This is a genomic window from Denitrificimonas halotolerans (assembly GCF_034259425.1).
GTDB classification, from domain to species: Bacteria; Pseudomonadota; Gammaproteobacteria; order Pseudomonadales; family Pseudomonadaceae; genus Denitrificimonas; species Denitrificimonas halotolerans.
Map to the genome: position 1 here is coordinate 1 of NZ_JAXIVU010000001.1, position 13,463 is coordinate 13,463.

Here is a 13,463-nt window from a genome sequence, read left to right on the forward strand (position 1 = left end):
TAAAAAGACAAAAATAACTCTATGAATTCACAGAGTAACTTGTGTTGCTGATAATCTTTTTGACTATCAATCATCGACACAAGCACCCACACGAATTGCTTGATTCAAATTGTTAAAGAACGTTTCGCTGAAGCTACCTGCTTCAGCGAGGTGGCGTATTCTACACTCACCATTTAATCTGTCAAGGTTTATTTTTAGGAAACTTAATTTCCGCTCAACCCTTGATGCCGCAGAGGTATTTAAGCCTCTTTGGCAGGCCGCTCATTCTACACCAGAACTTCAGCCTGTCAAGTTTAATTTTTAAGATTTTTCCTTAAGAATCAAACTCTTACGCCAAGCAGTTATTACTGTGTTTGCCTAACGAGGTGCGCATTCTACAGGTTTTTAAAAAGCTGTAAAGCCCTTTAACTCAAAATGTTTCAAAATTATTATTTTTAACGCATTCAAGCAAACCTTCTACACGCACTCAGCCAGCTATCTCTCCCTGCGCTAATTTAGGCCAGGTTAAAATAAAGCGAGCACCGCCAAGCAGCTCACTACCTTCAATACGTACTCGCCCACCATGCCAATGCATAATACGCTTCACTATAGCCAACCCCAACCCATGACCACCTGAAGCACGGGTACGACTGTCATCCAAACGCAAAAAAGGTGTTAACACCTTTTCTCGCAAGTCTTCAGCTATACCGCTGCCATCATCCTCTACAACTATCGAACAAAACTCACCATCAACATTGCAACTCAACTGCACTACCCCTTGAGCATGACGCTGCGCATTACTCACCAGATTCTGTAAGGCTTGTCGCAAATACCGCGGCTCAGCATCTACCCAATATTGATCATACTCACTACAAGAGCAAGTTATAGCAACCCCTGAACGCAGTGGCGTTAACTCAGCAACCACCTGCTTAATTAATGCTCCCAACTCAACAGGTTTTAAAGCCAAATCCGGCACTCCGGCCTCCAATCCAGCATAGGTCAACATTTCATTCAGCAAGGCGTCCATATCTTCAATATCTTGATCCATGCCTGCTACGTACTTACTCAATATTTGAGCATCCTGTGCGTTAGCAGCCATATCTAAACCAAAACGTAAACGCGCCAAAGGGGTTCGCAATTCATGGGCCACTGCTCGCACCATATCCCCTTGCACATTTATCAACATCTTTAAACGAATGGCCATTTCATTAAAGCGTACCGCCAACTGCCCTACAGAATCATGACCACTTTCAGCTACACGCACATTCAAGTGACCTTGAGCTATGCGTGTAGCAGCCGCTTCCAACCCTTGCAAGCGCCGCTCCAAATGGCGCACCAACAGATACACTAAAATGCCAACCATACTTAAACCCAACACCGCTATAGACAACAACATATACGCTGGATAGGGGTTCACTTGACGAATCGGCCCTAGCATTAATACCCATGGTGTCTCATTAACCCCTGAAAATACACGAACAGCACTCCCATCGTGATCAAAAGCCATGACAGTATCACCCTCTTCAATACGCCGTAGCTGTTCCGCATCCAAGTCTGTCTTATCTACCGTCAGCAGGCTTAAATCAAAGCCAAATCGATGTTTTTGCGCCAGTACAGCTAACTGCTTGGCCTGCTGCGCAGCTGGGTAATGAACCAACTCATCAATTAATAAAGAAATGGTAGCGCGCGCTAACTGCTCACTGACACGCCGCACCTCTGCAACTAAAACCTTACGTTCACCAGGATCAATCAAACTATAAATCGTTGCCGAATGGGCTAAATCTTGCTTAACCAACACACGCCCACGCATAATTTGCCCAAATTCGTGACGTTGCAATGATAATGCATCTTCTGTTTTTATATAAAGAGGAACACCTAACAGTCGCTCCCACAAAATGAGAGAGCGAGTACGTTCAAACGCATCTAATTCAGCTAACTTATTCGCCATCAACCTGAAGGTACCACTAGCCAAGCGCTCTCGATGCTGCTCAGCACGCATTTCATGAGTCAAATGCAACGCCAGAGCACCAAGTCCCGCTGTCAGTATTAGAGCAGCAAGCAATCCTCCATAGACTCGAAAGAAAATCGAACTCACGTTAACTCTTGCGCCGCTTCACCTACAAACATATAACCTTTGTTACGAATAGTTTTAATAATTTCAGGCTGTTCACCATCATCACCTATGCGTGGCCTTATCCGTGAAATACGTACATCAATAGAACGATCAACACCATCGTATTCAATACCGCGTAATTCTTTAAAAATCACTTCACGGGACAAGGGGATACCCGCATGACTGGCTAACAGCCACAGCAAATCAAACTCCGCTCCAGTCAAGTCAATAAGTTCATCGCGCAAAAAAGCACTGCGCCGTGCGCAATCGATAGTCAACGTACCAAATTGCAAAAGCTGTACCTTCTGTTCAGTATTTTCTATTCTCCGTAATAAGGCTTTAACACGAGCTAATAAAACGGAAGGTTTAACGGGTTTACACACATAATCATCAGCACCCTGCTCCAACCCTTGAACTTGATCGGCATCATCAGTCCGTGCAGTCAACATAAGGATGGGCCCCTTATACTCACAGCGCACACTGCGGCAAATAGAAAACCCATCAAGATCCGGCAGCATAAGATCTAAAATAACCAAATCAGGCTGCTCACTAATGATGCGCTGCACCGCTGAGCGCCCATTCATTTCTAACAACACGGTAAAATTTTGTGCCTGCAAATATTCACACATCAACTTCGCTAGACGCTCATCATCTTCAACAATTAAAACAGTGTTCATCATGTCCTAATATTTTAGTAAAGGGTTACTATTTAGCTTGAACAACAAAGCAATACCTGGAGTCTATATGCCATACCGCCCTACACCCTTCAGCGTGGATTATTTGCCAAAAACACATCACACTCTGCTGCATAAGTTTTATCGTCATCACAAAAGCTCAATGTGCATTACTGAGCAGGCTGACGCTTGGGTAGTGCGTGCAACAGAAATCATTGCAGGTGTTTGCCTTTCACCTGTCGCTGAAGGTTTTTGGTTAACCAGTTTATTTACAGCGCCTGCATACCGCCGGCAAGGTATTGCCCGCTTATTAATTAACCACTTACAAGACTCTTACGTAGACAAACCGATTTGGTTATTTTGTCATCCACAGCTAGAAAAATTTTATTGCAACCTAGACTTCGTTACAGCTCATCAATTACCCGAACCACTTAAAAGTCGTCTTACTCGCTACCAAAAAAACAAAACCTTAATAGCACTTTGCTACCACCATTCATAGCCTAAGGTAGACCATTTTAATGATTACTCTAATCCGAAAAGTCTAAACCCAGCACAATCTACAGGTATCCCCTAGCCCATTAGCGCATGTGTAAGCGCTATCATATACCTGTAGTTTTCCTTAAGATATTTGCCTCTTACTTAATTACTCAGGTCAGGTTAATGACGATTTCCACGGGTCTTGTTGCGCTTGTAGCACTGGCGTATATGGCAATTCTGTTTGCCATTGCATTTTATGGCGACCGTCGCGGCACAACTGTTAGTCCGCGCATGCGTGCATCAATTTATAGTTTATCGTTAGCAGTCTATTGTAGCAGCTGGACTTTTTTTGGCTCCGTGGGCCAAGCTGCAGAACAGATCTGGTCTTTTTTGCCAATTTATATTGGCCCTATTCTACTTCTCACGCTTGCACCATGGGTATTCAAAAAAATGGTGGTGATTAGCAAACAAGAAAACATCACCTCCATTGCTGACTTTATCGCTGCTCGCTATGGAAAATCTCAACGTTTAGCTGTGGTAGTTACACTCATCAGTTTAGTCGGTGCTTTACCCTATATCGCTCTACAACTCAAAGGTATTGTGCTTGGTGTTAACTTACTAACAGGAGCCTCAGCAAATGCAACGGGCGCCCACGCTCAAGATACGGCCTTAATTGTTACTGTTGCTTTAGCACTCTTTACTATTTTATTTGGTACCCGCAATTTAGATGTTACCGAGCATCATAGGGGCTTAATGTTCGCTATTGCTTTTGAGTCACTGGTCAAACTATTGGCTTTTATAGCTGTCGGTATGTTTGTGATTTTTGGTCTGTATAACGGATTTGGTGATCTTTGGAAGCAAGCACAAGAGGCACCAAAACTGGATGCTTATTGGAACGAAGCTACAAACTGGCCTGCAATGATTGTACAAACCTGTGTTGCAATGATGGCTATTTACACCTTACCTCGCCAGTTTCATGTTTCAGTGGTTGAAAATAATGACTACAAGCACTTACGAATAGCTCGCTGGGTCTTTCCTTTATATTTGTTCTTAGTTGCTTTGTTTGTAATCCCTATTGCTCTAGCTGGCCAATTACGTCTGCCTGCATCTGTTGTTCCCGATTCCTTTGTGATTAGCCTACCTCTCGCTGAAGGCAACCCCTCTCTTGCACTCATTGCATTTATTGGTGGTGCTTCAGCTGCTACAGGCATGGTGATTGTCGCCTCGGTTACGTTAGCGATTATGATCTCAAACCATATACTGCTCCCATCAATGCTGGCCGCTCGATCCACGAACCGCCCATTTGAAGCCTTTCGCTATTGGATGCTAACCGCACGCCGCTTGAGCATCATTATTATTTTATTACTCGCTTATACTAGCTACCGTTTATTAGGTGCCAATACGAGTCTAGCAACCACCGGTCAAATTGCCTTTGCTGCCCTAACCCAACTAGCACCAGCCATGCTGGGTGCTTTAGTCTGGAAACAAGCCAACCGCCAAGGTGTGTTTGCCGGTCTTATTGCTGGCGCAACCCTTTGGGGTTACACTTTAGTCTTACCTCTTATAGCCAATAGTTCAGGCTGGCCCTTAACCTCATTCCCAGGCATTACTTGGCTCTATAGCCAGCCTTTTGGTCTTCCCATCGACCCACTCACCTTGGGAGTTTTGCTATCTTTAACCGGTAACTTTTTACTGTTCATTCTAGTTTCTTTATTTTCTAAAACCCGAGTCTCCGAACACTGGCAAGCAAGTCGTTTCATTGGGCAACATGTCAGTGGACGGCAAACTTTTAGCGTCCAAGTAGGTGACTTATTGACTTTAGCTGGACGCTTTGTTGGGGAGGATCGTGCTAGGCAAAGCTTCATTCGTTTTGCTTATAAAAAGCGCTTAGACTTTAACCCATCTGAAACTGCCAGCAGTGAATGGGTTGCACATACCGAACGTTTACTCAATGGCGTACTAGGCGCCTCTTCTACACGTGTCGTCGTCAAGGCAGCTATTGAAGGGCGTGAAATGTATGTGGAAGATGTGGTCCGCATCGTTGGTGAAGCATCTGAAGTGCTGCAGTTCAATCGCACGTTATTACAGGGCGCCATTGAAAACATCACGCAAGGTATCAGTGTAGTCGATCGCTCACTACGTCTTGTCGCTTGGAACAGCCGCTACTTAAAACTTTTTGACTATCCCGATGATCTCATCAAAGTCGGTCGTCCAGTGGCAGATATTATTCGCCATAATGCCGAAAAAGGTTTATGTGGGCCCGGAGATATTGACCACCATGTCAGCAAGCGTTTGCACTGGATGCGCCAAGGTAATGCACATACCTCTGAACGGATGTTTCCTAATGGTCGAGTGATTGAGCTCATTGGCAATCCCATGCCAGGCGGAGGCTTCGTCATGAGCTTTACAGACATTACTGCTTTCCGCCAAGCTGAAAATGCCTTAAAAGAAGCCAATGAAAGCCTTGAGCAGCGAGTAAGTGAGCGTACAAGAGAGCTATCCGAACTCAATATAGCACTGCGTGATGCAAAGCACGTTGCTGAAAATGCGAACGAATCAAAAACCCGTTTTTTAGCAGCGGTAAGTCACGACTTAATGCAACCTTTGAACGCTGCGCGTTTATTTTCAGCTGCTCTATCTCATCAAGAAGCCCTTCCAGAAGATGCACAGGAGTTAGTTAAAAATCTAGACAGCTCTTTACGCTCAGCTGAAGACTTAATCAGCGACTTACTGGACATCTCCCGCCTTGAAAGCGGTCGCATCACCCCAAACACCCAGCCCTTTGCGCTGGGCCCTTGGTTAGAAGCCTTAGGTGCTGAATTCACTGCTTTAGCTGAGCAACAAGGGATTGATTTCCGCTTATGCAGCACATCCCTTAACGTGGTCAGTGACAGCAAATTATTACGTCGTATTGTGCAAAACTTTTTAACCAATGCCTTCCGCTATGCCAATGGCTGCGTACTGCTTGGAGTACGTCGCAAAGGAAAAGATGTACGCATTGATGTGTGGGATAAAGGTCAAGGCATTCCCGAAGATAAATTACAGTTTATTTTCGAAGAATTTAAACGCCTTGACAGTCATCAAACTCGTGAAGAGAAAGGCCTAGGCTTAGGTCTCGCCATTGCTGATGGTTTAAGTAAAGTTCTAGGCCACCGCATTGAAGTGCACTCATGGTTAGGTAAAGGCAGCGTCTTTAGTATTACCGTGCCCTTATATAGTGGCCAGCTCAATCAAGAAAAGTCACCGGCCAAACGTACAACTATCATCAGCCAACCACTGGCAGGTATACGCATCCTATGTGTGGACAATGAAAGCAGTATTTTAGCCGGCATGCACAGTCTGCTTTCACGCTGGGGTTGCGATGTATTAACTGCTTGTAATCGAGCTGAGTGCGATGCGCTTATTAAAAAAGGCATCACTCCTGATATTGCTCTAGTGGACTTTCACTTAGATGGCGGCGATACAGGTATTGAGCTAATGACTTGGCTGCGTAAAACTGCAAATGCTCCCATCCCCAGTATTGTCATTAGCGCTGATGGCCGTCCTGAGCTTATTAGTCAGGTACATGCAGCAGGATTAAGCTTCCTAGCAAAACCGGTCAAACCAGCAGCGTTAAGGGCTCTAATTAATCGTCACATCCCTAGCTAAGCCTTTACGGTGGAAACAGATCACTTTTGCAAAGTTACACAGCGCAGTTTTTATTCATAAATACTGAGTAAAAAAAGGGCAACCGAAGTTGCCCTAATTGCCTTGCGTGCTAGCCTGTGAAGAAAGATCAATTGGAATTACGCTTCTTTTCTACTTTCTTAACAAAATAAAAAAGACCAACGAAGAAAGCGACCATTAGGGCAACAGTGCCTATGCCCGCGAAAACAACAACATCCATAAACATGGCGATTTCCTCATGCTGTATTAAATAACTTACATACAAGATACAGCGCCACGCCAAACGGGGTATTGATAAAGGTCAACTAAAACAGCAGTACAAACAACTAACGTTTTTTCTTCGATTTTCTCTTACTCTTCGCTGAAATTTGACTCAAGGGTAAAGCTTTTACAAACGCACTGCGCACCTCTTGCAAGCGTTTCTCATTTAAATCATGTACACGCCGGGTACGCTCAACCACAAAATCAACAATATTTTCTTCAGCTTTTTGACTCATAAAATCACCTTTGAGAATTATGTAGTTTTGTCATAATTATATCTGTAGGGAAGCCCTATAGTGCAGCATCAAAGCCCAGTTAGCAGCATTTACTAGAGCCGCGTAAGATCTCATACTTTTGGGGTGAGGAGCATGCGAATCCTCAATTAACACACTGCAATCTATCCCCCTAAAGAGCTAAATATAGACCTAACAGATAAAATATGTACGCAACCAGCAAGATTGAAACGTGTTCTAAACGCCAGTATCCGCTATCATAACGCGCTTTTTACATCACACGGAGATAAGCATGACGCAGCAGTATCAACCCGGACAACGCTGGATCAGTGACGGCGAAGCCGAACAAGGCCTAGGCACTGTTCTGACCTGTGATGGTCGTTTATTGACAATTCTCTACCCTGCCACAGGAGAAACCCGCCAATATTCACAGCGTAATGCTCCATTAACTCGCGTGCGTTTTGTCCCCGGTGATGAAATCAGTCACTTCGATGGCTGGACTCTGACCGTGCGCGAGGTCAGCGAGGTCGATGGTTTACTGGTCTACCATGGCTTTAACAACGCAGGTGAAGATTGCTTGCTACCAGAAACCCAATTATCCAACTTCATTCAATTTCGCATGGCCAGCGATCGATTGGTAGCTGGCCAAGTTGACCCTCTTCCTTGGTTCACCTTACGTTATAACTCTTTACAACATAATAGCGAGTTGCAGCAATCTAAACTCTGGGGTCTCACTGGTGCGCGGGCACAGCCTATCGCCCATCAATTACACATTGCTCAAGAAGTTGCTGATCGGATTGCTCCACGTGTACTACTCGCCGACGAAGTAGGCCTAGGAAAAACGATTGAGGCTGGTTTAATCATCCACCGTCAACTACTCAGTGGTCGCGCCAACCGCATTTTATTGATGGTCCCAGAAACCCTACAGCATCAGTGGCTAGTAGAAATGCGCCGCCGCTTTAATCTAGAGGTTGCACTGTTTGATGCTGAGCGTTTTTTAGCCAGCGACGCAGAAAATCCCTTTGAAGACTGCCAAATAGCCTTAGTTTCGATGAACTGGCTACTGGAAGATGAGCGAGCAAAAGATGCTCTTTATAGTTGTGATTGGGATATTTTAGTGGTAGACGAAGCGCATCACCTAGTGTGGCATCCAGAGTGCGCGAGTCCAGCTTATCAACTAGTAGAAAACTTAGCTGGCATTACTCCCGGTGTGTTACTGCTCACCGCAACACCCGAACAGTTAGGCCAAGACAGCCACTTTGCGCGCTTACGCTTATTGGATCCGCATCGTTTCCACGATTTAGCTGCTTTCCGAGAAGAAAGCCAGCATTATCAGGCCATTGCTGATGCAGTACGTGAGTTGTTAGAAGCAAATCAACTGAGCAACACTGCCAAAGAAACCATTCAGAACTTCTTAGGTGAAGCCAGTCAAACTGCAATAGCTGCCTGTGATGCAGGTGATAAAGAAGCTGCACAGCGTATCATTCGCGAGCTAATCGACCGCCATGGCACCGGCCGCTTATTATTCCGCAATACGCGCGCAGCGATTTCAGGGTTCCCCGAGCGTCAATTACACCCTGCCCCACTACCTTTTCCAAAACAATATCTAGGCAACCCCAATGATCTACATGCTCAACTGCACCCCGAACTCTATATAGTTGGTTCACACCAGCCTGACCTAAACAATCCTGAAGCAACACATGCTGAAGAACCTTGGTGGCAATTCGACCCTCGAGTTGACTGGCTACTAGAAACCTTAAAAAACCTGAAAAAAGAAAAAGTTTTAGTGATCTGTGCTCATGCGGAAACAGCTTTAGATCTCGGTGACGCACTGCGTATTCGTTCTGGAATTCCTGCCACCACTTTCCATGAAGGGATGAGTATCATTGAACGTGACCGTGCAGCAGCATGGTTCTCTGATGATGAATATGGTGCACAAGTGATGTTCTGTTCAGAGATTGGTAGCGAAGGCCGCAACTTCCAATTCAGTCACCATTTAGTCCTCTTTGACTTACCTCAGCACCCTGACCTTTTAGAGCAGCGTATTGGACGTTTAGACCGCATTGGTCAAGAACATACTATTGAAATCCATGTACCTTACTTTATCGGCTCAGCACAACAGCGTATCTTTGAATGGTATCAACATGCTCTGAACGCCTTCCTATCCACCTGCCCAACAGGCAGTGCGATTCAACTGCAATTTAGTCAGCAACTGGAAAGCTTACTGCTCGATGATGATAATAACGAGCAATGGAACTCTCTGCTCAAGCAAGCCAGTCGCGTTCGTAAACAGATGGAAAGCGAGATGGAAAAAGGCCGTGACCGCTTGCTGGAGCTGAACTCCAGCGGAGCCGGCAATGGTCAAACATTAGCTGAAGCCATTGAAAAACAAGATAATGATGTTGCTTTACCCATTTATATGGAGCAACTGTTTAACGCTTTTGGTATCCATAGTGACGATCACTCTGATAACGCTTTTATCTTACGCCCAAGTGAAAAAATGCTTGATGCCAGTTTTCCGTTAGGCAGTGATGAAGCGGTCACTATCACTTACAATCGTGAGTTGGCGTTAAGTCGTGAAGATATGCAATTCATTACTTGGGAGCATCCAATGGTACAGGGTGGTATGGATTTGGTGCTATCAGGCTCTATGGGAAATACAGCCGTCGCCTTGCTGAAAAATAAAGCAATTAAGCCCGGTACTATGCTACTTGAACTTCTGTATGTCAGTGAAGCCATTGCACCTAAACATTTACAACTCGGCCGTTTTCTACCGCCCATTGCTATGCGCTGTTTACTGGATGACAAAGGGAATGACCTTGCCAGCCGTGTCAGTTTTGAAACACTTAACGACCAACTGGGTAAAGTGCCTCGAGCCAGTGCTGCTAAGTTTGCCCGTGCGCAACGTGACACCTTATTGCGCCTAGTAGACAGTGCTGACGCCAAAATGGAGCCCCGCCATACTGAGCGTGTTGAACAAGCACGAGCGGATTTTACCGCCAGCATGGATGAAGAAATTACTCGTTTAACTGCATTGCAAGCCATTAACCCAAATGTGCGCGACGAGGAAATCGACACCTTACAGGCGTACAAGAAACAAGGCCTAGAGATGCTTGGTAAAGCGGCCCTACGCCTGGAAGCCATTCGCGTCCTAGTGGCTGGCTAACAGTGCAAGGGTGTTACACATACTTGTGATTGATGTAACACCCTTAATCACTTTGGAGACAAGAGCATGACTTATACGGTGACCCCCATTGGTTATGTGCGCTCATGTTTTAAAGAAAAATTCGCTATTCCGCGCCAACCTTTATTAGCTCCAGCAGCGCAAGCTTACATTGAGTTACTGCCGCCCTATGATCATATTGATGCAATAGCGGGCTTAGAGCGTATCAGTCATATTTGGGTAATTTTTCTATTTCACAAAACCTTGGAAAAAAAGCCGCGCTTAAAGGTGCGACCACCACGCTTAGGCGGCAATAAAAGCATCGGGGTCTTCGCTAGCCGAGCCACCCATCGCCCGAATGGTATCGGCCAGTCAGCCGTGCGCTTAGACCGCACTGAAGTTGGACGCTTATGGGTTTCTGGCGTGGATTTACTCGACGGCACACCAGTCCTGGATATCAAACCTTATGTCCCCTATGCCGACAGTGTGCCTATGGCACATAATGAAATTGCCGATAGCCCACCAGACCTCATTGCTGTGAGTTGGCAGCCCAAGGCGTTGCAGCAAGCTAAACAACATGCACAGCGTTTGCAACAGCCACTAATAGAGTTGATTGAACAATGTTTAGCCCAAGACCCACGGCCGGCTTATCAGCAACCAACACCTAAGCGAACGTACGGCGTGCGGTTTTATGACGTACAGGTGCGTTGGCGATACCTCACCCTGATGCACATTGAGGTGCTCGAAATTAGCTTAAAATAGATACATTTTGGCTCTATTAAGCTCTATTAAAAAAATGCCAATACTACAAAGATTAACCAGTGCTTTGAGACTACAGTGACTAACGTCGTGGTTAAGCACGGAAAGGTTATTAACGTACAAATACTACTCCTTCAGCCTGTATGCACTGGACTTAATATGCAGCAATTTAATAACTCAATTTGCAGATACGTCTTTCACCACGGGAATCAAACAACCATTTTCCAAAGTTAAAATACGATCCATCTGCTGCGCTAAAGCAGGGTCATGGGTGACCACTAAAAAAGCTGTTCCTAAAGAAACCGACAACTCAAGAATCAGCTCCTGAATGGTCTGTGCTGTGTTACGATCAAGGTTACCAGTTGGTTCGTCCAACAACACTAGCTTTGGCTCATTCACTAAGGCGCGTGCAATAGCCACTCGTTGACGCTCCCCCCCAGACAACTCTGCCGGCTTATGATACATACGCTCCTTCAAACCAACACGTGTCAATAAGGCTTTAGCACGCTGCCGCGCCTCCACAATAGGCAAACGACTAATCAATAACGGCATACACACATTTTCTAGCGCATTGAACTCAGCTAGTAAATGATGAAACTGATAAACAAAGCCTAAAGCGCGATTACGCAACAAGCCACGTTTCTTTTCTGATAATGCTGACAGTTCTTCACCCGCTAACCACACACTCCCTGTAGTCGGTGTATCTAAACCACCAAGCATATTAAGCAAAGTAGTTTTTCCTGACCCTGAACTACCAATAATGGCCACTCGTTCTCCAGGCTTAAGTAGCAATTCCACCCCTTTAAGCACATTCACCTCAGCAGGCCCTTCACTATAACTTTTACTTAAGTTACGGCACTCTAAAACGGTCTGATTACTCATAACGTAAAGCCTCCGCAGGCTCAGTGCGCGAAGCACGCCAAGCTGGATAAAGCGTAGCTAAAAAACTCATTAACAAAGCAGCTGTACAAATCATCAGCACATCACTGCCACGCAGTTCTGACGGTAAGTAACTGATAAAATATACATCAGAGCTTAAAAACTGATGACCAAAAAGGCGTTCTAAACCTGCAACCCAAGTCGTCACGTTCAAAGCACTGATCACACCAAGCACACCACCTATCAGGGTACCGACGACACCAATCAACGAGCCCTGCACCATGAAGATGGCCATAACCTGCCCAGGTGAAGCACCTAAGGTACGTAGAATAGCAATATCAGCTTTTTTATCGGTCACAACCATCACTAAAGTAGAAATAATATTAAAAGCTGCAACTGCCACAATCAGTAACAATAAGAGTGCAATCATAGTTTTTTCCATTTGAATAGCTTGGAAAAGATTACCATGGCTGCGTGTCCAGTCCCGCGGGTGCAAATTACTGTCAGTGATACTGCGCGAAATCTCCCAAGCTACACGTGGCGCATCAAATAAATTATCCAATTTTAAGCGCACACCTTCCACCTCATGCAGCTGCCAACGCGACAAACGAGCGGCATCTTCAAGGTGAATCAACGCCAAAGAACCATCTAACTCAGCCCCTACTTTAAAGATTCCGACGACAGTAAAACGCTTTAAACGCGGAAATACACCAGCTGGAGTAATTGATGCTTCAGGCAAAACAAAGGTGAGTTTCTCACCAACCGATGCATTAAAACGCTGCGCCGTTTGCTGACCAATAACAATACCAAATTCACCACTAGCTAGTGCTTCTAAACTGCCTGCAACCATGTGTTCATTAATGATCGAAACATTTTTTTCTGCATTAGGTAACACACCGTTAACTAAAACAGGCTGTACGCTACCACTGTGAGTCAACATCCCTTGTAATTGAGTAAAAGGAGCTACAGCCACTACTTCTGGGTGCCCTAATACCTGCTGCCCTACTCGCTCCCAGTCCTCTAGCGGGGTAAAAGAGCTCACTGTTGCATGAGGCACCATACCAAGAATTCTAGTGCGCAATTCTCGATCAAAACCATTCATTACCGACAAAACTAAAATCATCACTAAAACCCCCAAAGCCAAACCAACCATGGACGTTAAAGAAATAAAGGATATAAAGTGATTACGGCGCTTGGCACGCGTATAACGCATACCAACAAACAAAGCTAAGGGTCGAAACATAATGGGTATATTCACA

10 protein-coding genes are annotated in these 13,463 nt (G+C 45.2%); 4 read left to right on the forward strand and 6 right to left on the reverse strand.

Annotated elements, in window-relative coordinates; all coding sequences use genetic code 11:
• Window positions 1-466: 466 nt before the first annotated feature.
• On the reverse strand, window positions 467-2,074 hold the full coding sequence (locus TOI97_RS00005) for an ATP-binding protein (RefSeq protein WP_321552079.1): 1,608 nt from the start codon (window positions 2,072-2,074) through the stop codon (window positions 467-469).
• Complete coding sequence (locus tag TOI97_RS00010) at window positions 2,071-2,769, reverse strand: response regulator (RefSeq protein WP_321552080.1); 699 nt, start codon at window positions 2,767-2,769, stop codon at window positions 2,071-2,073. Before TOI97_RS00010 ends, TOI97_RS00005 begins: the two co-directional genes overlap by 4 nt.
• A 67-nt stretch (window positions 2,770-2,836) precedes the next feature.
• Between TOI97_RS00010 and TOI97_RS00015 the strand changes: the two genes are divergently transcribed.
• Window positions 2,837-3,265, forward strand: a complete 429-nt coding sequence (locus TOI97_RS00015) for a GNAT family N-acetyltransferase (RefSeq protein WP_321552081.1) — start codon at window positions 2,837-2,839, stop codon at window positions 3,263-3,265.
• A gap of 161 nt (window positions 3,266-3,426) precedes the next feature.
• A complete protein-coding gene (locus TOI97_RS00020) occupies window positions 3,427-6,891 on the forward strand; it encodes a hybrid sensor histidine kinase/response regulator (protein ID WP_321552082.1) in 3,465 nt (1,154 codons plus the stop codon).
• A 127-nt stretch (window positions 6,892-7,018) separates the two neighbouring features.
• On the opposite strand, the gene ccoM is transcribed toward TOI97_RS00020, so the two are convergent.
• Complete coding sequence (ccoM, locus tag TOI97_RS00025) at window positions 7,019-7,135, reverse strand: cytochrome c oxidase subunit CcoM (protein WP_321552083.1); 117 nt, start codon at window positions 7,133-7,135, stop codon at window positions 7,019-7,021.
• A 100-nt stretch (window positions 7,136-7,235) separates the two neighbouring features.
• Entirely contained in the window at window positions 7,236-7,406 is a 171-nt protein-coding gene (locus TOI97_RS00030) for a hypothetical protein (RefSeq protein ID WP_321552084.1), read from the reverse strand.
• A 289-nt stretch (window positions 7,407-7,695) separates the two neighbouring features.
• On the opposite strand from TOI97_RS00030, the gene rapA reads away from it, so the two are divergent.
• Together rapA and tsaA are read left to right on the forward strand one after the other, a co-directional pair.
• Entirely contained in the window at window positions 7,696-10,569 is a 2,874-nt protein-coding gene (gene rapA / locus TOI97_RS00035) for an RNA polymerase-associated protein RapA (protein WP_321552085.1), read from the forward strand.
• Between the two features lie 66 nt (window positions 10,570-10,635).
• Window positions 10,636-11,328 (forward strand): tRNA (N6-threonylcarbamoyladenosine(37)-N6)-methyltransferase TrmO, encoded by a 693-nt coding sequence (gene tsaA / locus TOI97_RS00040; protein ID WP_321552086.1) that lies wholly within the window; start codon window positions 10,636-10,638, stop codon window positions 11,326-11,328.
• Between the two features lie 174 nt (window positions 11,329-11,502).
• Here tsaA and lolD read toward each other — a convergent pair whose 3' ends face one another.
• Both lolD and TOI97_RS00050 read right to left on the reverse strand, forming a co-directional pair.
• On the reverse strand, window positions 11,503-12,207 hold the full coding sequence (gene lolD / locus TOI97_RS00045) for a lipoprotein-releasing ABC transporter ATP-binding protein LolD (protein WP_321552087.1): 705 nt from the start codon (window positions 12,205-12,207) through the stop codon (window positions 11,503-11,505).
• The gene (locus tag TOI97_RS00050; RefSeq protein ID WP_321552415.1) at window positions 12,200-13,447 is read right to left on the reverse strand and encodes a lipoprotein-releasing ABC transporter permease subunit; all 1,248 of its coding nucleotides are present in this window, start codon (window positions 13,445-13,447) and stop codon (window positions 12,200-12,202) included. Before TOI97_RS00050 ends, lolD begins: the two co-directional genes overlap by 8 nt.
• Between the last annotated feature and the right edge of the window lie 16 nt (window positions 13,448-13,463).

Excerpts from the sequence above, each read along its gene's own strand:
- TOI97_RS00010 (WP_321552080.1), bottom strand. The coding sequence starts at position 2,769 with ATGAACACTGTTTTAATTGTTGAAGATGATGAGCGTCTAGCGAAGTTG.
- TOI97_RS00015 (WP_321552081.1), top strand. The coding sequence starts at position 2,837 with ATGCCATACCGCCCTACACCCTTCAGCGTGGATTATTTGCCAAAAACA.
- TOI97_RS00020 (WP_321552082.1), top strand. The coding sequence starts at position 3,427 with ATGACGATTTCCACGGGTCTTGTTGCGCTTGTAGCACTGGCGTATATG.
- ccoM (WP_321552083.1), bottom strand. The coding sequence starts at position 7,135 with ATGTTTATGGATGTTGTTGTTTTCGCGGGCATAGGCACTGTTGCCCTA.
- TOI97_RS00030 (WP_321552084.1), bottom strand. The coding sequence starts at position 7,406 with ATGAGTCAAAAAGCTGAAGAAAATATTGTTGATTTTGTGGTTGAGCGT.
- rapA (WP_321552085.1), top strand. The coding sequence starts at position 7,696 with ATGACGCAGCAGTATCAACCCGGACAACGCTGGATCAGTGACGGCGAA.
- tsaA (WP_321552086.1), top strand. The coding sequence starts at position 10,636 with ATGACTTATACGGTGACCCCCATTGGTTATGTGCGCTCATGTTTTAAA.
- lolD (WP_321552087.1), bottom strand. The coding sequence starts at position 12,207 with ATGAGTAATCAGACCGTTTTAGAGTGCCGTAACTTAAGTAAAAGTTAT.
- TOI97_RS00050 (WP_321552415.1), bottom strand. The coding sequence starts at position 13,447 with ATGTTTCGACCCTTAGCTTTGTTTGTTGGTATGCGTTATACGCGTGCC.